Consider the following 20,495-nt stretch of genomic DNA (forward strand, 5'->3'; position numbering starts at 1 on the left):
GTTAAAGATCTCATCTTATTGCCGATAAAATGAGTAATCTCGGAATTTCACCTGCCAGCCCGGTTATCTGCCGGCTGTTTCTGACTGGCAGGATATACTGCATGAGGAGTGCTTTGTGGATTTAGCTACGCTGATTGGACTGCTGGGTGGCTTGGCGTTCGTGGTCATGGCCATGGTGCTGGGCGGCAGTATCATGATGTTCGTCGATATTACTTCGATCCTGATCGTGGTGGGTGGTTCCACATTTGTAGTATTGATGAAATTCACGCTGGGACAGTTTTTTTCTGCGGCCAAAATTGCTGGTAAAGCATTTGCGTTCAAAGCGGACCAACCGGAAGAGCTGATTGCCAAAGTTGTTGAAATGGCAGACGCAGCGCGTAAAGGGGGATTTCTGGCGCTCGAAGAGATGGAGATCAGTAACAGCTTCATGCAAAAAGGGATCGATTTGCTGGTGGACGGCCACGATGCTGATGTGGTCCGGGCCGCATTGCAAAAAGACATCGCCTTGACTGACGAACGTCATGAACAGGGCTCCGGTGTGTTTAAAGCGTTTGGTGATGTAGCACCGGCGATGGGAATGATTGGTACGCTGATCGGTCTGGTGGCGATGTTGTCGAACATGGATGACCCGAAAGCGATCGGTCCGGCGATGGCGGTGGCCTTGTTGACAACGTTGTACGGTGCGATTCTGGCGAACATGATTTTCTTCCCGATTGCCGACAAACTGTCGCTGCGTCGTGAACAGGAGAAACTTAACCGTCGCCTGATCATGGATGGCGTACTGGCGATTCAGGATGGCCAGAATCCACGGGTAATAGACAGTTATCTGAAAAATTACCTCAACGAAGGCAAACGCAATCTCGATATCGACAACGAGTAACAGGATCTGTCTATGGAAGAGCAAAAATGTAAATGTCCGCCTCCCGGCTTGCCGCCGTGGATGGGGACGTTTGCCGACCTGATGGCTCTGTTGATGTGTTTCTTTGTACTGTTGCTGTCGTTTTCTGAAATGGATGTACTCAAGTTCAAACAGATTGCCGGTTCCATGAAGTTTGCCTTCGGGGTACAAAACCGCCTTGAGGTCAAAGACATCCCAAAAGGCACCAGCATCATTGCTCAGGAGTTCCGTCCGGGGCGTCCTGAACCGACACCCATTGATGTCATCATGCAGCAGACGATTGATATCACTCAGCAAACCCTGGATTTCCATGAAGGGGAGTCGGATCGTGCTGGTGGTACTCAGCGCGATAAAGGAAAACTGACGGGGGGGAAATCGCCTGAGTCATCGACCAAAGACAACCAGAACGCTGAGTCGGAAATGGAACAGCAGCAGTCTGAAGCCATGGCCGAAGAACTGGAAACGTTGGAAGAAAGCATCAAGAAAGCGCTCGAGCGAGAAATCGATCAGGGCGCGGTTGAAGTGGAAAACCTCGGCCAGCAGTTGGTGATTCGTATTCGGGAAAAAGGCGCGTTTCCGGAAGGGTCTGCGTTCCTTCAGCCAAAATTTCGGCCTCTGATCCGTCAGGTGGCGGAATTGGTTAAAGACGTCCCGGGTATCGTGCGTATCTCTGGTCACACCGATAATCAGCCGATTGATTCGGAGTTGTATCGCTCTAACTGGGATCTGTCGTCACAGCGTGCGGTGTCGGTTGCTCAGGAGATGGAAAAAGTGCACGGCTTCCCGCATCAGCGTTTACGTGTACGCGGAATGGCGGACACTCAGCCGCTCGGGCCGAACGATACCGAGGCGCAGCGTGCGAGAAACCGGCGGGTGGAAATCAGCATCATGCAGGGTGAGCCTATGTTTAGTGATGAGATCCCCACGATCAAATAACGCAAGGTCAACACCGCAAAAAGACGAGCGCCACGCTCGTCTTTTTTGTGTCTGAGAACGCCTGATATTGGCTGGTTGAGCGGAGTACAGCTTAGCCGTGGATTGATGTCGGCCTGACAGATAATTCCGGTCGGCGCTCGCATCTTCTGGACGGTGGGTATATAATCTCGCGCCTTTATAAAGTTGCACAAAGCTGTACTAGGCTTACAGGTACAGTTGGTGCGTCGTTGATGATTGCGAACTAAAGCTGCGAACAGAATTATGAAATTTATTGTAAAGCCCCATCCAGAGATTTTTGTTAAAAGCGAATCGGTGCGTAAGCGCTTCACAAAGATTCTAGAATGCAACATTCGCAACATCGTTAAGGCGCGCACTGAGTCGGTTGCGGTATTCAACCGTCGTGACCACATTGAAGTGACCTCCGAGAGCTCTCAGTACCATGCGGAAGTGCTGGAGATCCTGACGCACACGCCGGGCATCCACCATGTTCTGGAAGTGCAGCAATCCGATTTTACCGATTTGCATGACATCTATGAGCAGGTGTTGGCGCTGAGTCGTCCACTGATCGAAGGTAAGACGTTCGTGGTGCGGGCGAAGCGTCGTGGTAAGCACGACTTCACCTCCATCGAGCTTGAGCGCTATGTTGGCGGTGGCCTCAACCAGGCAGTAGAAAGTGCCAGTGTGAAACTGCACAATCCGGATGTGACGGTAAAAGTGGAAGTCGCTGGCGACAAGCTGAACCAGGTACTGGCACGGTACAAAGGCTTGGGTGGTTTCCCGTTGGGGACTCAGGAAGATGTGCTGAGCCTGATTTCGGGCGGTTTCGACTCTGGTGTATCCAGTTACCTGCACATCAAGCGTGGCTCTAAAGTACACTACTGTTTCTTCAACCTTGGCGGACCGGCGCACGAGATTGGCGTGAAGCAGGTGTCTCATTACTTGTGGAACAAGTACGGCTCATCGGCCAAAGTGCGTTTCATCTCGGTCGATTTTGAACCCGTTGTTGCTGAAATTCTGGAAAAAGTGGATGACGGCCAGATGGGGGTTATCCTCAAACGGATGTTTATGCGGGCGGCCGGCATGATTGCGGAGAAGTTCGGTATCCAGGCTCTGGTTACCGGTGAAGCGCTGGGACAGGTCTCGAGTCAGACGCTGACCAACTTGCGCCATATTGATGGGGTGACGGATTCTCTGATCCTGCGTCCGCTGATCAACTGGGACAAAGAAGACATCATTAATCTGGCCCGTAATATCGGCACTGAAGATTTTGCTAAGACGATGCCTGAGTATTGTGGGGTGATTTCGAAGAAACCGACGGTGAAAGCGGTGAAAGCGAAACTGGAAGCGGAAGAAGAGAAATTTGACTTCAGTATTCTGGAGCAGGTTGTGCGTGATGCCCGTCAGATGGACATTCGCGATATCGCCAAAGAATCAGAGCAGGCGGCACCGGAAGTCGAGCAGGTTCAGGCGGTCGAAGAGCATGCCATCGTGCTGGATATCCGTAGCCCGGATGAAGAAGACGAAAACCCACTGGAAATCAGTGGCGTTGAAGTGAAACACCTACCGTTTTACAAGCTGGGCACTCAGTTTGGTGATTTGGATCAGTCCAAAACTTATCTGCTGTACTGTGATCGCGGCGTGATGAGTCGTCTTCAGGCGTTGTACCTGCAAGAGCAAGGGTTTAGTAATGTGAAAGTGTACCGCCCTTAATCTGCATCATTAAATGATTAAAAAGCGCAAATCGTTGATTCGGTTTGCGCTTTTTTTGTGTCACACTTATCCCGCTCCGATTGTCTGCTGCCAAGATGCAAATTCGAGGGATAAAAAAACACCGCCATTAGGCGGTGCTAAAAAATTTGACAGACAGGTCAAAAAATAAATACAGGAAGTATATGTTTTGCCTCTGGGATAAGTGAGACAAAACAATGGTAGAAACCTACCTAACTCGAAAAACGAGTTTGCAAACACAACATCGCAACAACTAAGCCAATTGATTCCAAAGAGAATCAAGCCGTTCAGGCTAGCGTTGCGGGGTGAAATATAGAATTTCTCTGGCCGGGAGACAATGGACAAATTATAATGTTTCAGATTAAAAAAACTAATCCAAACTATAGAGTTTACCCATGTCCAGAAGATTGCCACCTCTCAACTCGCTGAAAGTGTTCGAAGCGGCTGCTCGTCACCTCAGTTTTACTCGTGCTGCGGAGGAGTTATTCGTAACTCAGGCTGCCGTTAGTCATCAAATCAAAGCGTTAGAAGAATTCCTTGGCCTAAAGTTGTTTCGTCGTCGCAACCGTTCGTTGCTGTTGACGGAAGAGGGACAGAGCTATTTTCTCGACATCAAAGATATTTTCACTTCACTGGCAGAAGCCACAGATAAAGTACTGGAACGCAGTGAGAAGGGGGCTCTGACCATCAGCTTGCCGCCAAGTTTTGCGATTCAGTGGCTGGTGCCGCGTCTGGCTGATTTTAATCAACAGGAGCCGGACATAGACGTGCGGATCAAAGCGGTAGACATGGATGAAGGCTCATTGACGGACGACGTCGACGTGGCGATTTACTATGGCCGGGGCAACTGGCCGGGGTTGCGTGCCGATAAATTGTATCAGGAATACCTGATCCCACTGTGTTCGCCATCCCTGTTGCTCGGAAGTAAACCATTAGAATCACTAAGTGATCTCAGCAAGCATACCTTACTGCATGATACGTCACGTAAAGACTGGAAACAGTTTGCCAAACAGAACGGGCTCGACAGCGTGAATGTGAATCACGGTCCGATTTTCAGCCACTCGACTATGGTGCTTCAAGCGGCGGCTCACGGTCAGGGCGTGGCGCTGGGCAACAACGTGCTGGCTCAGCCGGAGCTGGAAGCCGGTCGTTTGATCGCGCCGTTTGATGAAGTACTGGTGACCAAAAATGCGTTTTATGTGGTCTGTCATGAGAAACAGGCGGACATGGGACGCATTGCCACCTTCCGTGACTGGATGCTCGCCAAAGCACAGAGCGAACAAGAGGAATTGCTGGATGACTGACACACGCATTAACGGCTTGCCGCAGCAGCCGCGGTTTATTTTTGCTCATGGCGCGGGGGCAGATATGGATCATGCTTTTATGGAGCAGGTGGCAGAGGGGTTGGCTGAGCAGGGGATTCGGGTGATCCGCTTTAATTTCCCATACATGGTAAAGCGGGCCGAAGATGGCAAAAAGCGTCCGCCGGATCGTGCGCCTAAGCTTCTGGATGCGTTTCGTCAGGTCATCAGCGAGCAGGCACAGGGACAGCCCGTAGTGATTGGTGGTAAGTCAATGGGAGGGCGAATGGCCAGCCTGTTGGCTGAGGAAGCGCTGGTGGCGGGAGTCGCTTGTCTGGGCTACCCTTTTCATCCTCCGGGCAAGCCGGAAAAATACAAAGGAGAGCACCTGGCCTCACTCAGCAAACCGTGTCTGATTTTGCAAGGCGAGCGCGATACCTTTGGTCTGCGGGAGGAACTGAGCGAATTCAGTTTGTCTGATTCTGTGCGTGTCACTTTTCTGCCAGATGGCGATCACAGCTTTACACCACGCAAGCGCTCCGGTTTTACAGAAAGTGGCAATATTGCAGCAGCAGTGGCGGCGCTGAGTCAGTTTATTTTGGAGGTGTATGATGCGCAGTAAGTGGTTACTCACGGTAGGCGGTGTCTTGGCCGGCATTGCCGTTGGCTTAGGCGCTCTGGCAGCGCATGGACTGAAGACCGTCTTGTCTCCTTATCTGGTTGGTGTATTTGAGACCGGTGTTCAGTATCAGTTTCTTCATGCCGTAGCGGTGCTCGTTTGTGCGCTGCTGCTGATGCTGTCACTGAGCGACAAAGCACAAAAATATTTTTTTGCGGCGGCGATTTGCTTTATCATCGGCATCTTTTGTTTCAGCGGCAGTCTCTATGCACTGGCCCTGACTGGCATTAAGTGGTTTGGTCCGGTGACCCCTCTGGGTGGCGTGACGTTTATGCTAGGCTGGGGGCTGTTCGTTTACGCAGCACTACAGATCAAAGAGGACAACAAGTGAAACATCTGATGCTTTATTGCCGCGCAGGCTTTGAAAAAGAGTGCGCCGGTGAAATCCAGGATAAAGCGACGCGGCTGGAAGTGTTCGGTTTTCCGCGTGTACAGCCTCATTCCGGTTATGTGCTGTTTGAATGCTATCAGGACGGGGATGCCGATAAACTGGCGAAGTTGATTGACTTCAAAACGCTGATTTTTGCCCGCCAGATGTTTGCCGTGGCGGCACAATTTGAAGCGCTGCCGAGTGAGGATCGCATTTCGCCTATCCTCGACACCCTGGCTGACATCGATGGTTTACCACGCTGTGGTGAATTGAGAATTGAAACGCCGGACACCAACGAAGCCAAAGAGCTACTCAAGTTTTGTCGTAAATTTACGGTGCCTATGCGTCAGGCGCTGCGCGGTAAAGGGATTCTGTTGAACAAAGAGAATCCGAAAAAGCCGGTGCTGCACATCTGTTTTGTGGCTCCGGGTCACTGCTATGTTGGCTATTCGGTCACTGACAATAATTCTCCGTTCTTTATGGGGATTCCGCGTCTGAAATTTCCAGCCGATGCGCCAAGCCGTTCGACTCTGAAACTGGAAGAAGCGTTTCACGTATTCATTCCCCGAGCAGAGTGGGAAGAGCGTTTGGCTCCGGGAATGTGGGCGGTTGATCTGGGAGCGTGCCCGGGTGGCTGGACGTATCAGTTGGTCAAGCGCTCAATGTTCGTCCACGCCGTCGACAACGGCATGATGGCCGACAGCCTGATGGAAACCGGTCAGGTGAAGCACCATCAGGAAGATGGCTTCAAATTTGAACCAGCGCGTAAAAACGTCACCTGGTTGGTGTGCGATATGGTGGAAAAACCTTCTCGCGTGGCGCAGTTGATGGGAGAGTGGATCATCAGTGGCTGGGCCAAAGAGGCGATCTTTAATCTTAAGCTGCCAATGAAAGGTCGCTATGAGGAAGTCTCGGAAGACATTGAAAACCTCAAACAGTTCTTAATTGAGAATGGCGTGAAGTTCCGTATGCAGGCCAAGCACCTGTATCACGACCGGGAAGAGATCACCATTCACCTTCAGTGTCTGTCCAACATCTCACCGCATTAAAAAAGTGTACGGTCAAAAAACGCAAACTTTCGGTTTGCGTTTTTTTTATCGATGAAGGCGGTTTACGCTTTGGTTGAGACTGGTGGTGTGTAGCGGATATCCTGCAGATTGAACCCCAGCTCAATGTCCGTTTTGAGCGCCGCCACCTGACGACACTTTCTTGCCATCTCAATGTGTTGATCGAATTTTTTGCGATATTTAGGCGCCAGCTCATCAGAGGCGTATGCGGTTTCAATGTCACTGAATTGGGTCAGGATGTCTTTGGCTGCTTTCGGGCCGATGCCCGCAATTCCCGGAACCTGACTGGAGCTGATCCCGGTTAATCCCCAGTAGTCGGCCAATTGCGCCGGTTTTACCCCAAATTCTTTGGCGATAAAGGGTTCATCCAGCCAGCGGTGCTGGAAGTAGTCACGGATTTGCAGAGTAGGAGACAGCAACTGGCAGTAGCCTTTGTCGGTGGAAATGATGGTGACGGTTTCTCCGTGGCTGGCTACTTTGACCGCCAACGTTGCTACCAGATCATCGGCCTCATCCCCGTCAGACAGCAAAGAATCGATTCCCAGTTCCCACCAGGCTTGTTGAATCGCGTCCAGCCCATGCAGCAACGGCTCTGGCATCGGTTTGCGGTTGGCTTTGTAGTCCGGCAGTATTTGTGCGCGCCAGCCTCGATCCTGAAGGTGATGGTCGAATACCGCGATAATATGGGTCGGTTGGGCTTCGCCGATGATGCGATGCAGTGTCCGGCTGGTGGTTTCTATGGTTCTTGCGATGTCATTGGGATCCGGTTGCGCTGAGTGAACCCGGCGAATGAGGTTGAGAGCGTCGATGATCACAAGATGGATAGACATAGAATTCCTGAGGTTTGAATAAAAAATAAGGGCGTTACGCCCTTATTGTAATGATTCATAACCGGATTACCAGAAACGACACTTAGCTGGTGGCAATACGATAGCACGGCACGTAAGCGCTGCCGCCCGGCAGTTTCATTCGATCCTGTTCGACAAAATCGCGCAGCAGTCGGTCCATCTTACGCATCAGATCGGCATCGCCGTCAATGATGAACGGACCATGGCGCTCGATTTCGTGAATTCCTTCCGCTTTCACGTTACCCGCTACGATGCCAGAGAATGCCTGACGTAGTGCGGCAGCAAGGTTTTCCGGACGTTGATTCATGTGCAGATCCAGCCCCGCCATGCTTTCGTGGGTCGGTTCAAACGGCAGCTGGAACTCTGGCTCTATTTTCAACGACCAGTTGAAACTGTAGGCGTCACCATTGGTTTTGCGGTGCTCACGGACCTTCGGCATTGCCTGTTTCATGATACGCGCCACTTTGGCCGGATCGTCGACAACGATCTGGTAATGTCGCTGGGCGTCTTCTCCCAGCGTATCGGCAATGAATTTATCGATCGAGCGGAAATACGCTTCGCTTTCTTTCGGGCCAGTCAGAACGATAGGCATTGGCTGTTCGCGGTTTTCCGGGTGCATCATGATGCCGAGAATGTACAACAGTTCTTCCGCTGTACCTGGGCCTCCCGGGAAGATCACGATGCCGTGTGCCATGCGCACAAACGCTTCGAGGCGTTTTTCAATGTCCGGCATGATCACCAGTTCATTGACGATCGGGTTTGGTGGTTCTGCCGCAATGATCGACGGCTCGGTCAGCCCGAGGTAACGCTGCTCTTTGTAGCGCTGCTTGGCGTGACCGATTGCGGCTCCTTTCATCGGGCCTTCCATCGCGCCCGGGCCACAGCCAGTGCAGATGTTCAGTTCACGCAGGCCGAGTTCGTTGCCAACTTCACGGGTGTACTGATATTCGACGGGATTGATCGAGTGACCACCCCAGCACACCACCAGATTGGGCTCAATGCCCGGGATCAGCGTACCGGCGTTACGCAAAATACCAAACACCAGGTTGGTAATGTGCGTGGCATTGGTCAGATTAAGGCGCTGGTTGTCTGCCAGGTGCATGTTGACGTACACGATGTCACGCAGCACGGAGAACAGGTGCTCTTGGATCCCTTTGATGATTTCACCGTCGACAAACGCGTGTTCTGGCGGGTTATTGAGTTCAAGTTTGATGCCGCGTTCACGGCGCAGCACACTGACGTCAAATGACTTGTATTTATCGAGCAGCTCTTTGGAGTTATCTGTATGGCTACCGGAGTTCAGTACCGCAAGGGTACAGTTTCGATATAACTGGTACAGTTCACTGGAAGCCGTATTCTTAAGACGCTCAACTTCAAGTTGAGAAAGCAGGTCCATGCTGCCGGCCGGGCTGATATGAGTGATCATACATACCTCCTTAGTTTGAGGGAGCGATCCCCATAGTTATACGTGTTAGCAAAACTCAGGGAGTACTGGTTAGCTTAGCACAGGAAAATAGTGTTAACTATTTGAAAACACTATATCAATTCTCTAAGAACAGCCAGAGACGTCTAAGTTAGACCAGAGCGAGGTGTGATTTACTGCACGGAATGTGTCCGATTGGCGATGTTTTGTACCGTCATTTCCATATAAGTTGATTGGGTCCAGTGGCTTTGGCGTGTTGCAGGCCAAGGTTGAGGCGTTCCAGCACCTCTTCCGGTGTGTCGGGCTCTTTGAACTCTGTGCAGATGATCGACAGCGTGATGGTGATGTTCTGAGCGCGGAATTTAAATGGTAACTGCTTGATCTGTTTCTGGATATTCTGCAGCAACTGGTAGCTGTCGTTGTGGTGGCGCTCCGGTAGCAGAATAATGAACTCTTCGCCGGAGAAACGCGCCACCGTGTCGGTATCGCCGATCTCCTTTTGAATAGTACGGGCGATGATTTTCAGCGCTTTGTCGCCGGCGCTGTAACCGAAGCTGTTGTTGATTGATTTAAACTCATCAATATCGAGCAGCGCGACGCGGAGCGGATGCTGGTTGCGGATCCAGCGGCGATACTCCAATTCAAGCCGATCACCGAACGCGGTGCGATTGTATGTTTTCGTCAATGGATCCAGCAGCATACGCTGGGCCTGGTCTTCCATGCGGCGGCGATAATCCTGGGTCAGGTCAAATAGGGCCTCAAGCTGATGTTTACTGTAGGCCATGCGTTCGATCAGCGCCTGCTCCCGTTGCTCGGCATGGTTCAGGCGTTCCGTCAGTGCGCCAATCTGGCTCAGCACGGGGGCGAGATGGCTACGCAAGGTATCCAGACTGGTGGCTTTATCAAGCATTTGGGCACTTTGACCAGCCAGACCATTCAACTCCTCGTTCATCTCCTGACGCTGCGCAAGGTAGCTTTTGCTCTGTTCAACGTTCTGGCTGGAGCTTTTGAGCGTTGTTGCCAGAGAGGTGTTGACCTGTTCGAGAAATTGCTCAGAGGTTTTACGCTCAAATTTGGTGCCTTCAATCACCAGCTTGAGGGTTTGCAGGGTTAATTCCAGCAGGGTATGAGAGCCAACCCCAAGCAGCAGTTTAGAGCGAATATCGTTGAGCAGTTCGCCCGATTCACCTTCAAAATCAAGTTCAGTGATGACATTCTGCAACTCTTCGGATAAGCGGTTGAGCAATTCTTTGTCGGCGCTGTTGTCCAGCTCTCCGATCACGGCATCTGGATTGGTTGCCATGATTTTGACCGAGCGTTCATACAAGGCCAGCAGCTTCATGGCCTGTTCTGCTTTGGAGTTCTCTACACCGCCGGAGTAGCTGAGTAAATCGCGCAGGTCACGTTTGACCTTTGCGGGCAAACCTGTGATCCGCAGCAACGTTTCGCCACTGTGGTGAATTTGGGAATCGAGTTGAGAAGTCTGTTTGTCCATCGCCAACGTTTGCTTTGTCAGCATACGCTCGAGCACCGCCAAACGGGGGATCAGCGCGCTGATATCCTGTTGTTGTTCCAAAGACTGACGTAATTCACTCAGCGCCTGTTGCAGTCGTTCATCTTCGCAGCAACAGGCGAGGCTGAGCGAACACAACATACGCTTCAGAACGTTTTGTTCTCGTTTGAATTTGAACGAAGTATCGCGTTGTGTCAAACGGACTTGTTCAAGCTGATTTTTCAGCTCATACAGCTGTGACTGAATATCTTGTTCGAGAACACCCATGTAACACTCAAACTTTACGACAAAAGATCAATGTCGATCTTATTTACTAATTTATTGATAATATCAAATAAAAAGTGGTAGTCACTGAGTTAAATGCGCGTTAGTCGAGCTTTTATTCATCTTTTAACAGTTTTTTGATGCTGTCCTCATTCTGGTAGGACGAATGGACTTTGATCAGCCCCTGACTGATCGAATGTTTGCAGGCTTTACGGATATTTCCGGTCGCGAGGCTGGCGGCTGGCGCGTTCTCTATCGCTTTGAGGTAGACCCACTGACTGGAATGTTCTTTCATGCTCAATGTGCGAGCTGCACTGGTCGACATCAACAGGATGTCCAGCAACTCTTTATCATTGATGGCGGTGTAGGCGCGCGGCAGGAACGGATAGTCGGCCATGCCAACTCGTACGATGCGGTTGATGTTGAGGTCGGGTTTGAACTCTTTTACCCACTGTTGCACTTTGTTGAACAGCGTTTCCGGTGACTGGTCTTCGTCGGAGGCCGCTTCTATGTAGAGCAGATTGGCGTCAGAGAAGTGGTACACCCTGGCTGGATCGTCAATTTTACTACGCAGAAACTCACCGAATGACTGCTCAAGCTTGAGGCCTTCACTGTAGCCGTGTTGCAGGTACATGTTGCGCAGGAACGGCACGTCAATCATGACAAATTTCAGCCGGTCGTTAAGCGGTTCGTGGATCAGCTCACCAATCCGCCAGCGTTCAAAGGTATGGCTGCTGGCCTGCAGGGATGCCGGCAGGTTCGCACTCAGCATGCGCAGGTTGCGCAGACCCGAACGGGAGTGGGTGAACAGATCCTCATTGAGTGTATCGATCTCTTCTTTCTGGCGCTGCATCACATAGCCCCGGCGCAGCACAAACAGGAACAGAATGGTACAGGCGACAAACAGGGTAAAGGCGATTTTCTGGAACTTATGGTACTCAGTGCGGACCTGCTCCAGCTCTTCTTGTTGCCCCACCAGGTGCAGGGTCTGTTCAACAAACTCTTTCTGTTGACGGAACGCGTCTTCGCTGATCAGATTGAGTTTCTCCTGTTGAACATTATTGAGCGCCATAAAGTGCTTGAGATTTTCCAGTGCTTTGTCGTATTGGCGAATCTGCTCATACCCAAGGTAAAGCATCCGGTATGCGTTCTTTTCCAGATCGATATTGTGAATGCCCAGCGCGATCTTCAGTGCTTTGTCGGCGTCACGAACCACTTGATGCTCGGTGGCCTGATGATAGGCCAGGCCGGCATTAAGCAGCAGTGCCCGGGCTTTCAGTGCCGGAATATTCTGATATTCGAGCAGCTTTTCAGCCTGATTGAGGTACTGTTCGGTCAGCGTGTAGTTGTACAACTGCAGATAAGTACCTGCGAGGGCGATGCGGATCTCAATCAGCTTGGCAATATTGCGGTTGTTTTTTTCGTGATCCATGACGTTGAAATAATGCACCAGAGCCAGATTGTATTTGCCTTGCTGGTAGTAAATATCGCCCATGGTTTTAAGCACATCTGCCAAGACCGGGGAATCTTCGTAGCTGTCGTAAAAATCGGCGGCCTGGGAGAGGTGGTCAAGCGCTTTGTCCAGCACGCGGCGCTCATAAAACAGCTGAGCCAGCAGACGGTTCACATACGCCAGTTGGATACTGGAGTTGTCTTCGATGGCACGCCAGTAGCTCAGTAACAGCTCAGACAGCGCGCGGTTGTAGTATTTATGTCGTAACCAGTGTTCGCCGACGGCAATGTGGTAATTGATGATCCGGCTCGAAGACTTACTCTGGTCGATGTAGCTTTTCAGTGACTGATAAATTTGATTGGCGGCATCAATTTCACCGTCTTCTGAAGCAATTTGTGCCCGCAGCATTTGCAGTTTGTAGTTGATCCCTCGGGCGAGATGCTCCGGATTTTTGATGTTCTTATAGCTCTTTTCTACTGCCTGCAGGCGGGTGCTAGCATCATTGGCATTGTGATCGATTTGCCACAGCAATTGTGTTTTGAGAATTTGCACTTCCAGGCTGAGGTAGGGCAGGCGGTAGACGCGGGACAGCTCTTCTGCCTGAGTCAGGGCTTGCAACGCCGCCGGCTGATCGCCGAGGTTAAATTCGGCCTTGGCCAGAATGTTGAGTGCGTCAATCGAGGCACCCGGTGTGCGGATACGGCTGTCGGTTTCGTCCCGGGAAATCGAGGACGGCGTTTTTTCTGCTTTGTCCGCCAGGCGGCGCTGAGTGAGGTAATTGGTTGCGAGGTTTTTGGCCTGCTTCGGCACAATATCGACCAGGTTATTGGCTTCATTGAGCATCGGTGATGAGTAAATCGTTGACGCGGTTGCCCAACCAGAAAACATCATCAATACGATGCACAATAGACGCGTCCAGCGCAGAATTCCCATTACCTCAGTTCCTTATTGACGAGCCATTCGATGGTTGTGGGCCGGTGTGGCCTGTTCCGTTGAGCGGAATGGGTTGATGTCCAGTCCACCGCGACGGGTATAGCGGGCGTACACCGTGAGCGAGTCCGGCTGGCAGAAATTCATGATGTCGGTAAAAATACGTTCGACACACTGCTCATGAAACTCATTGTGCTCCCGGAAAGATACAATATAACGCAGCAGCGCCTCACGGTCGATTTGCTTGCCTTGGTAGCGAATTTCGACACTGCCCCAGTCCGGCTGATTGGTAATCAAACAGTTGGATTTCAGCAGGTGGCTGTGCAGGGTTTCTGACACCTGCTCACCCGTCGCAGCGTCTTTAAGCAGCGTTTCATCAAAGTCGTAACCCGAGATCGTGATGTCTTGTTCATCAATACATTCGCCACCCATCGTCACGAGCGGTTGATTCGTAAACGCTGTGACCGGATGTAGGGTGACGCTGACGGCTTCCCCTGCGCAGGCAGACAGATCCTGTGCCAGACGAGCTTGAACCTGTTGCCAGTCGGGAAAATGAGTCTGGTTGTAACTGTTCAGGTAGAGCTTGAATGATTTAGATTCAATCAGATTAGGGCTGGTGGCAGGTAAGGCGACTTCACCGACGGCAACCTGAGGCAGGCCTTTGTCATTCAGCCATGACAATTCATACAAGGTCCAGATGTCGCACCCCTGGAACGGCAAGGGGGCTTCCAGGTTTAGATCGTTGCGGTTAAGGCTACGCGGTACTGGCTGCAGCAATGACGGATCGTATTGACTGGCGTACTCGGTTTTCTGACCCAGTGTCAGTCCAGCCAGCTCTTTGGCGTTGGAATATTTGCTCATACTTTCAGATGAATTCGATTAGAATAATAGAGAATTTTACGCAATCCGGCTGTGACTGTCATTAAGTATGCCTGTCCTCAGCCCCCACAATGCAAAATAGGGAGTTGTTCATGACAGAGAAAGCCGCTCAAGCACTGTTTTCATTTAGTCAGAGGTATCTCGACGCTTATCAACAAGCGTATGCTCAGTTACCGGTTAGTGAAGCGCTGGCCGATCTAGTGTCACCGTGCGTGGCCGGGAAGCACGAGAACGGCGTGCTATGGCAACCGTGTCGCCGTGAAGTGGCCGCGGACTTCTCCAATGTGGAGCAGGCAATTGAGCTGACACTGCATGACGATATCAAAGCGTTTTACGGTTCTCAGTACAGTGCTGATATGGATGCATTGTGGCACAGTAATGAACTGACGCTCCTTCAGGTGTGGAGTGATGAGGACTTCACTCGCTTGCAGGAAAATATTCTGGGCCATTTGGTCACGCAGCGCCGCCTCAAGCTGAAGCCAACGGTCTTCATTGCGGCGACCGATGCTGAGCTGGATGTTATCTCGATCTGTAACCTCAGTGGCAACGTGGTTCTGGAACGTTTGGGCACCGATAAACGTGATGTGTTGGCCGAGAGCCTGAGCGAGTTTCTGATTCAGCTAGAGCCAGCGGTGTAATTGATGTTTGTTGTAGAGTTACAGTTTGAGTGTTTCGACAACACCACCGTATCAGCGGTCGACAAAGCCGTTAATGGTTTGATGGATGCCTTGCGTTACAACGGCCAGGTATTGGGACGTGAATTTCCAATGGTCATCGGCGATGGCGAGTTTTACGTGCGGGCAGTGTGCCCGGAGCAAGACAGCCTGCACCCTAAACACCACTCTGATTTTGTTCGGGTGTGTCTTGAGCGTTTGTCTGAAGCTTGTTTGTTAGCGCCGAAAGTGCGTTTACTCGGGCGCGATCTGAATTCAGAGGAATCCGCCGAGGCCACAACGCCCAGTTGGCAGTTGCTGTACACCACGTATGTGCATACCTGTTCACCACTGAGAAGTGGTGACAGCCTGTTGCCAATTCCGCTGTACCGTAATACGCCGACGCTGAACGGTGACCACAAAGCAGTGATTAAATGGCAGACCGAGTGGCAGGCGTGTGACGAACTGCAGATGGCTGGCGCGTGCCGGGCTGAACACGCCGCATTGCACGAAATTTGCGATGTCGACAGCGTTTTGTTCCGTCGTGGTTGGGACTTACGTGGGCGGATTGAATACCTGACTCACATTCCGACTTACTACTACCAGTACCGGGTGGGAGGCAGCAGTCTGGCGCAAGAGCAGGCGCGTCGGTGTCCGAAATGTGGTGGTGACTGGTTGTTGGAAGAGCCACTCCACGACATTTTCCATTTTAAGTGCGATGAGTGCCGGATTGTATCTAACCTGTCGTGGGACCATGTTAAATAAGCTTGGCCGGTCGAAAAGCAAAGAGCCCGCATTATGCGGGCTCTGGTTTTTCTGGGTGAATCTGGCTTACCAGCCTTTCACCACACCGCCCTGGAAGATTTCAGACGCTGCGCTGTACACGTCGTCAGTCTGGTAAGATTGAACGAACTGTTTCACGTTTTCTGCGTTGACGTTGTCTTCACGCGCGACAATCAGGTTGACGTAAGGCGACTCTTTGTCTTCAACAAACACACCGTCTTTTTGTGGTGTCAGATTGATTGAGCTGGCGTAGGTGGTGTTGATGATCGACAGGGCCACATCGTCCAGAGAGCGTGGTAGCTGCGCCGCGTCCAGTTCGACAATCTGAATGTTCTTCGGATTTTCTACGATGTCACGAACCGTGGCCAGCAGCCCCGCACCTTCACGAAGTTTGATCAGGCCTTGTTGCTCGAGTAGCAGCAGTGAGCGACCCAGGTTAGTAGGATCGTTCGGTACAGCGATGCGCGCACCGTCCTGGATATCGTCGACAGATTTCACTTGCTTCGAGTAGCCCGCGATAGGGTAAACAAAGGTGTTGCCAGCGATTGCCAGCTTGTAACCACGATCGGTGATTTGCTGATCCAGATACGGTTTGTGTTGGAACGCATTGACGTCAACGGAACCGTCATCCAGTGCGGCATTAGGCGTGACGTAATCGGTAAATGTCACCAGTTCTACGTCCAGGCCGTATTTTTCTTTTGCCACTTTCGCCGCCACTTCCGCGACCTGAGCTTCCGCACCAGCCATGACACCGACTTTGATTTTACTGGTGTCGGCCTGTTTGTCACCACAGCCAGAAAAGAATCAGAGCAGAGGCAGCAGCTGCGATGGCAAGTACACCTTTAAGATTAAATTTCATTGACTATCTCCTTGTTATAAATCGAATCTTTTTGAATTTATCTGTGATCAACGCGGCGCACGATATGGTCACCAATTGACTGAATAATCTGAACCAGAACGATCAGCATCACGACAGTGACCGCCATGATCACCACATCGTAACGGTGGAAACCGTAGCGAATTGCGACATCGCCGAGACCGCCGCCACCCACGGTACCTGCCATAGCAGAATAGCTGACCAGAGTGACTAATGTGATGGTGACAGAATTGACGATGGTTGGCAGCGCCTCTGGCAGCAGCACTTTGTTGATGATCTGCAGTGGCGTCGCCCCCATGGATTGCGCGGCCTCTACCAAGCCGGTCGGCACTTCCAGCAGCGCGCCTTCAATCAGGCGGGCCACAAAAGGAATGGCGCCGATGGTCAGTGGAACGATCGCGGCGGTGGTGCCGATAAAGGTGCCGACCAGCAGTTTGGTGACCGGAATGATCGCGACCATCAGGACCAAAAAAGGTACCGAACGGCCGACGTTAACGATCGCACCCAATACTTTATTCAGGGTTGGGTTTTCCAGCAGGCCGCCTTTTTTGCTGGTGTGCAAAATCACGCCAAGCGGAATGCCAACCGCAAAACCGACGATGCCGGCAACTGCCACCATGTACAGGGTTTCCCAGGTTGCACCCAGTAACAAATCGCCATTGAGGCTCAGCCAGTCAGAGAGTGTTTTAAAGGACATAACCCAGTACCTCAACTTTTACATTGTGTTCACGCAGATAGTCGATCGCGGCGTTGTCGTCGCTTTCGTTACCAAACAGTTCCGCCACCATCATGCCGAATTTTACACCACCAGCGTAATCCAGATCAGAGCTTAGGATACTGACGTCAATATTAAACTTACGTGATATCTGCGACATGAGCGGCGCATCAACAGTGGCGCCGGTGAACTCCAGTCGTACCAGAGGGTAGCTGCCTTCAACACGTTGAGATTGCAGGCGTGCCTGATAATCGTCCGGGATCGACAGATCCAGTGTTGAACGGATGAATTCATGCGCCAGCTCGGTTTTCGGATGGGCAAAAATTTCCCCCACGGTGCCTTTTTCAACCAGTTCGCCATCCCCGATGATCGCTACCTCGTGACAGATGCTCTTCACGACGTCCATCTCGTGGGTGATCAGCAAAATGGTGATATTGAGCTTGCGGTTAATTTCTTTGAGCAGTTCCAGAATAGACTGGGTGGTGGCCGGATCCAGTGCGCTGGTAGCTTCGTCACACAGCAGAACCTTAGGGTCGCTCGCCAGAGCCCGGGCGATCGCGACACGCTGTTTTTGACCGCCACTGAGGTTGGATGGGTAGCTGTCGCGTTTATCGGCCAGGCCGACCAATTTCAGTAATTCACTGACTTTACGCTCAATGTGCGTGTTGTCCGCTCCCGCCAGCTCAAGCGGCAGCGCGACATTATCGAATACGCTGCGCGATGACAGCAGGTTAAAGTGCTGGAAAATCATGCCGATGTTACGTCGGGCTTCACTCAGTTGCGATTTGGACAGTTGGGTCAGATCCACCCCATCCACGACCACAGAGCCCGATGTTGGCTCTTCGAGCATGTTTACACAGCGGATCAAGGTACTTTTGCCGGCCCCTGATGAACCGATGACACCGAAAATGGTCCCCTGGGCAATGTGGAGATTGATGTCTTTCAGAGCCAGAATTTCCTTACTGCCCTGATAGAAGACTTTGTTGACTTGGTTAATCTCAATCATGTTCCAACCTGTGCGTTATCGCAGCATATTATTTTGACTTGAATCTCAATGACCAGTCGATGCTATGGGTTTCGTTGATTTAAGTCAATAGATATTTTTACGTCTAGACGTCTAAATGGTTATCCGCCTTTATAGCCCGAATAATTAGAGGATGATGAAAGAAATAAAGCGTGCAATAATTGATAACTATTGAAAGTTGAAAGAGAAATACATTGTGGCGAAACCTGCAGTCTTTTTGGATCGTGATGGTGTGATTAACGTTGATCACGGTTACGTTCATGATGAACATGATTTTGAGTTCATTGAGGGCGTGTTTGAAGCCGCCAGGGCGCTTCAGCAGATGGGGTATCAGCTGGTGCTGGTGACCAACCAGTCCGGTATCGCCCGCGGTAAATTCAGCGAAGAGCGCTTTTTGTCACTGACCCAGTGGATGGATTGGAACTTTGCTGACAACGGTGTGGAGTTCGACGGCATTTACTACTGCCCACACCATCCGGAACACGGACAGGGTAAATACAAAGAAGATTGCGACTGCCGCAAGCCTAAGCCGGGGATGTTTATCTCGGCGCGTGATTTTCTCAATATCGATATGGCGAACTCCGTTATGGTAGGCGACAAAGCCGAAGACCTGATGGCGGCGGACGCAGCGGGCGTGGGCACCAAAGTGTTAGTGCGCACCGGAAAACCTGTAACTGAGCAGGGAGAAGCGTTGGCTGATGTCGTTCTGGACAGTATCCGTGACGTTCCGGGTTATCTGACAAAATAGTCTAAGGTTTCGGTAAGACCCTTATATTTCTGGAGAACAATAATATGAACAAAACTCTGATTGCTGCAGCGGCCAGCGTTGTGCTGTTTGGATGTGCTCAATCGGGCAATACGTCGTCTCAGGCTGGTGAAAACTTCCTGCATTACAGCTGTGATGCAAAGATGGCTTTTGACGCGGACTATTCGCAACAAGACAAAGCAACGGTGCGGGTTGACGGCCAGGATTATGCCTTGACGCAAGTCCCCGCTGGCTCAGGCATCCGGTACATCCTAGCCAATGAGCAGGGTGAAGGCATGGATGTGGATCTGCATGCCAAAGGTGACGGTGCCCGCCTGCAAGTTGGTGACACTTTTTTCCGCAACTGTGTGACCGAAGACTTCCCACAACAGCAATAATGCCCGGCGGGCCGTCCGGCCCGCTTCTCTCCTGATTTAGTTTCTGCCTTATGAGTAAAAAGCTGACCATTCTCGATATTGCCCAACTGGCCGGCGTCGGTAAATCCACGGTGTCGCGTGTGCTGACCAATGACCCTAAAGTCAAGCCGGAAACCCGGCAGAAAGTGGAGCAGGTGATTGCGGCGCACGGGTACGTGCCATCGAAATCGGCGCAGTCGATGCGTGGTGGCAGCCAGAAAGTGGTCGGGGTGATCATTTCCCGCCTAGAGTCACCGTCAGAAAATAAAGCCGTCGGTAGCATGCTGCAAGCACTGTATGCGGAAGGCTATGACGCTGTCATCATGGAAAGTCAGTTCGATCGCCACAAAACCAATGAGCACCTCAGTGTGCTGAAAAAGCGCAATGTCGATGGCGTGATCGTGTTCGGCTTTGCGGATATGGACACCGCCCCGTTGAGCCTATGGCAGGAAAAAGCCGTGGTGATTGCGATGAATACCGAACTGGTCTCGTCAATCAACTATGACAATCACGGAGTGATTGTGGCGGCACTGGAACACCTCCGAGCCAAAGGGTTGCAACACATTGCCTTTATTGGGGTGGAAGCCAGCGATCTGACCACCGGTCAGCAGAGACTCAGTGCGTATCTGGAGTGGAGTCAGGCCCACGATATGACGCCTGCATATCAAACTGGTCAGCTGGATCACCACAGTGCCTATCAGCTGGTGGATCACGTGCTCAACGCTAAAACCCAAGCCATCGTCTGCGCCAGTGATACGCTGGCATTGGGGGTGATTAAACGTCTGCAAGAGCTTGAACGTGAAGACGTGATGGTCACCGGGGTGGGGGGCAGCCCACTGCTGGCGTTTCTGTTTCCTAACGTGTACAGCATAGATCCTGGGTATGCTCAGGCTGGTGAAAAAGCTGCTAAGCTGTTGATCTCCCACATCAATGGTCAATCCGAGTTGGCTCACATTACCCAATCGCCACTCCTGTAATGACTGTCTGCTAAGC

The 20,495-nt window shown here is 51.5% G+C and carries 19 protein-coding genes and 1 pseudogene; 12 read left to right on the forward strand and 8 right to left on the reverse strand.

The annotated features are described in order from the left end of the window. Positions 1-115 precede the first annotated feature (115 nt). The 7 genes from pomA (at position 116) to rlmM (ending at position 6,961) form a co-directional block, all read left to right on the forward strand. Complete coding sequence (gene pomA, locus CAG65_RS20930; protein ID WP_021706666.1) at positions 116-880, forward strand: flagellar motor protein PomA; 765 nt, start codon at positions 116-118, stop codon at positions 878-880. Between the two features lie 12 nt (positions 881-892). Next, positions 893-1,834 (forward strand): flagellar motor protein MotB, encoded by a 942-nt coding sequence (locus CAG65_RS20935; RefSeq protein ID WP_021706667.1) that lies wholly within the window; start codon positions 893-895, stop codon positions 1,832-1,834. A gap of 261 nt (positions 1,835-2,095) precedes the next feature. Next, on the forward strand, positions 2,096-3,544 hold the full coding sequence (thiI, locus tag CAG65_RS20940) for a tRNA uracil 4-sulfurtransferase ThiI (RefSeq protein WP_040903017.1): 1,449 nt from the start codon (positions 2,096-2,098) through the stop codon (positions 3,542-3,544). A gap of 413 nt (positions 3,545-3,957) precedes the next feature. Next, the gene (locus CAG65_RS20945) at positions 3,958-4,866 is read left to right on the forward strand and encodes a transcriptional regulator GcvA (protein WP_021706669.1); all 909 of its coding nucleotides are present in this window, start codon (positions 3,958-3,960) and stop codon (positions 4,864-4,866) included. Then, positions 4,859-5,485 carry an alpha/beta fold hydrolase gene (locus CAG65_RS20950; RefSeq protein ID WP_161454880.1) on the forward strand — a complete coding sequence of 209 codons (627 nt, stop codon included), beginning with the start codon at positions 4,859-4,861 and terminating at the stop codon, positions 5,483-5,485. Before CAG65_RS20945 ends, CAG65_RS20950 begins: the two co-directional genes overlap by 8 nt. After that, positions 5,475-5,873, forward strand: coding sequence for a DUF423 domain-containing protein (locus CAG65_RS20955; protein ID WP_021706671.1), 399 nt, complete (start codon positions 5,475-5,477; stop codon positions 5,871-5,873). The genes CAG65_RS20950 and CAG65_RS20955 overlap by 11 nt, the downstream gene beginning before the upstream one ends. Further along, on the forward strand, positions 5,870-6,961 hold the full coding sequence (rlmM, locus tag CAG65_RS20960; RefSeq protein ID WP_021706672.1) for a 23S rRNA (cytidine(2498)-2'-O)-methyltransferase RlmM: 1,092 nt from the start codon (positions 5,870-5,872) through the stop codon (positions 6,959-6,961). Before CAG65_RS20955 ends, rlmM begins: the two co-directional genes overlap by 4 nt. Positions 6,962-7,023: 62 nt before the next feature. On the opposite strand, the gene xni is transcribed toward rlmM, so the two are convergent. The 5 genes from xni to queF form a co-directional block, all read right to left on the reverse strand. Then, complete coding sequence (xni, locus tag CAG65_RS20965; protein WP_161454881.1) at positions 7,024-7,809, reverse strand: flap endonuclease Xni; 786 nt, start codon at positions 7,807-7,809, stop codon at positions 7,024-7,026. Positions 7,810-7,891: 82 nt separating this feature from the next. Continuing rightward, positions 7,892-9,253 (reverse strand): nucleotide 5'-monophosphate nucleosidase PpnN, encoded by a 1,362-nt coding sequence (gene ppnN, locus CAG65_RS20970; protein ID WP_021706674.1) that lies wholly within the window; start codon positions 9,251-9,253, stop codon positions 7,892-7,894. Between the two features lie 211 nt (positions 9,254-9,464). Next, a complete protein-coding gene (locus CAG65_RS20975) occupies positions 9,465-11,030 on the reverse strand; it encodes a GGDEF domain-containing protein (RefSeq protein WP_021706675.1) in 1,566 nt (521 codons plus the stop codon). 112 nt (positions 11,031-11,142) lie between these two features. Further along, positions 11,143-13,413 carry a tetratricopeptide repeat protein gene (locus CAG65_RS20980; protein WP_161454882.1) on the reverse strand — a complete coding sequence of 757 codons (2,271 nt, stop codon included), beginning with the start codon at positions 13,411-13,413 and terminating at the stop codon, positions 11,143-11,145. A 12-nt stretch (positions 13,414-13,425) separates the two neighbouring features. Next, positions 13,426-14,271 carry an NADPH-dependent 7-cyano-7-deazaguanine reductase QueF gene (gene queF / locus CAG65_RS20985; protein ID WP_161454883.1) on the reverse strand — a complete coding sequence of 282 codons (846 nt, stop codon included), beginning with the start codon at positions 14,269-14,271 and terminating at the stop codon, positions 13,426-13,428. Positions 14,272-14,381: 110 nt separating this feature from the next. Between queF and syd the strand changes: the two genes are divergently transcribed. Both syd and CAG65_RS20995 read left to right on the forward strand, forming a co-directional pair. Next, complete coding sequence (gene syd, locus CAG65_RS20990; RefSeq protein WP_021706678.1) at positions 14,382-14,927, forward strand: SecY-interacting protein; 546 nt, start codon at positions 14,382-14,384, stop codon at positions 14,925-14,927. A 3-nt stretch (positions 14,928-14,930) separates the two neighbouring features. Next, positions 14,931-15,707, forward strand: coding sequence for a Zn-ribbon-containing protein (locus tag CAG65_RS20995; RefSeq protein ID WP_161454884.1), 777 nt, complete (start codon positions 14,931-14,933; stop codon positions 15,705-15,707). Positions 15,708-15,773: 66 nt separating this feature from the next. Here the strand turns inward: CAG65_RS20995 and CAG65_RS21000 are convergent. The 3 genes and pseudogenes from CAG65_RS21000 to metN form a co-directional block, all read right to left on the reverse strand. Further along, positions 15,774-16,584: pseudogene (locus CAG65_RS21000) on the reverse strand (MetQ/NlpA family lipoprotein). Positions 16,585-16,621: 37 nt separating this feature from the next. Continuing rightward, the gene (locus CAG65_RS21005; protein ID WP_021706681.1) at positions 16,622-17,299 is read right to left on the reverse strand and encodes a methionine ABC transporter permease; all 678 of its coding nucleotides are present in this window, start codon (positions 17,297-17,299) and stop codon (positions 16,622-16,624) included. After that, complete coding sequence (metN, locus tag CAG65_RS21010) at positions 17,289-18,323, reverse strand: methionine ABC transporter ATP-binding protein MetN (protein ID WP_021706682.1); 1,035 nt, start codon at positions 18,321-18,323, stop codon at positions 17,289-17,291. The genes CAG65_RS21005 and metN overlap by 11 nt, the downstream gene beginning before the upstream one ends. Before the next feature lie 214 nt (positions 18,324-18,537). Between metN and gmhB the strand changes: the two genes are divergently transcribed. From gmhB to treR, 3 genes are read left to right on the forward strand one after another with little or no spacing between them, the layout of a single operon-like run. Next, on the forward strand, positions 18,538-19,089 hold the full coding sequence (gmhB, locus tag CAG65_RS21015) for a D-glycero-beta-D-manno-heptose 1,7-bisphosphate 7-phosphatase (protein ID WP_021706683.1): 552 nt from the start codon (positions 18,538-18,540) through the stop codon (positions 19,087-19,089). Between the two features lie 44 nt (positions 19,090-19,133). Further along, the gene (locus tag CAG65_RS21020; RefSeq protein ID WP_161454885.1) at positions 19,134-19,484 is read left to right on the forward strand and encodes an MliC family protein; all 351 of its coding nucleotides are present in this window, start codon (positions 19,134-19,136) and stop codon (positions 19,482-19,484) included. 50 nt (positions 19,485-19,534) lie between these two features. After that, positions 19,535-20,479, forward strand: coding sequence for a trehalose operon repressor TreR (gene treR, locus CAG65_RS21025; RefSeq protein WP_161454886.1), 945 nt, complete (start codon positions 19,535-19,537; stop codon positions 20,477-20,479). Positions 20,480-20,495 lie beyond the last annotated feature (16 nt).

The organism is Vibrio sp. V39_P1S14PM300 (assembly GCF_009904765.1).
Classification (GTDB): Bacteria; Pseudomonadota; Gammaproteobacteria; order Enterobacterales; family Vibrionaceae; genus Vibrio; species Vibrio proteolyticus.

Bases quoted from the DNA above. Each gene is read 5' to 3' on its own strand.
- CAG65_RS21020 (WP_161454885.1), top strand. From the start codon at position 19,134: ATGAACAAAACTCTGATTGCTGCAGCGGCCAGCGTTGTGCTGTTTGGA.
- CAG65_RS20935 (WP_021706667.1), top strand. From the start codon at position 893: ATGGAAGAGCAAAAATGTAAATGTCCGCCTCCCGGCTTGCCGCCGTGG.
- metN (WP_021706682.1), bottom strand. From the start codon at position 18,323: ATGATTGAGATTAACCAAGTCAACAAAGTCTTCTATCAGGGCAGTAAG.
- CAG65_RS20950 (WP_161454880.1), top strand. From the start codon at position 4,859: ATGACTGACACACGCATTAACGGCTTGCCGCAGCAGCCGCGGTTTATT.
- CAG65_RS20980 (WP_161454882.1), bottom strand. From the start codon at position 13,413: ATGGGAATTCTGCGCTGGACGCGTCTATTGTGCATCGTATTGATGATG.
- CAG65_RS20975 (WP_021706675.1), bottom strand. From the start codon at position 11,030: ATGGGTGTTCTCGAACAAGATATTCAGTCACAGCTGTATGAGCTGAAA.
- treR (WP_161454886.1), top strand. From the start codon at position 19,535: ATGAGTAAAAAGCTGACCATTCTCGATATTGCCCAACTGGCCGGCGTC.
- xni (WP_161454881.1), bottom strand. From the start codon at position 7,809: ATGTCTATCCATCTTGTGATCATCGACGCTCTCAACCTCATTCGCCGG.
- CAG65_RS20995 (WP_161454884.1), top strand. From the start codon at position 14,931: ATGTTTGTTGTAGAGTTACAGTTTGAGTGTTTCGACAACACCACCGTA.
- queF (WP_161454883.1), bottom strand. From the start codon at position 14,271: ATGAGCAAATATTCCAACGCCAAAGAGCTGGCTGGACTGACACTGGGT.
- CAG65_RS20945 (WP_021706669.1), top strand. From the start codon at position 3,958: ATGTCCAGAAGATTGCCACCTCTCAACTCGCTGAAAGTGTTCGAAGCG.
- ppnN (WP_021706674.1), bottom strand. From the start codon at position 9,253: ATGATCACTCATATCAGCCCGGCCGGCAGCATGGACCTGCTTTCTCAA.
- CAG65_RS20955 (WP_021706671.1), top strand. From the start codon at position 5,475: ATGCGCAGTAAGTGGTTACTCACGGTAGGCGGTGTCTTGGCCGGCATT.
- syd (WP_021706678.1), top strand. From the start codon at position 14,382: ATGACAGAGAAAGCCGCTCAAGCACTGTTTTCATTTAGTCAGAGGTAT.
- CAG65_RS21005 (WP_021706681.1), bottom strand. From the start codon at position 17,299: ATGTCCTTTAAAACACTCTCTGACTGGCTGAGCCTCAATGGCGATTTG.
- thiI (WP_040903017.1), top strand. From the start codon at position 2,096: ATGAAATTTATTGTAAAGCCCCATCCAGAGATTTTTGTTAAAAGCGAA.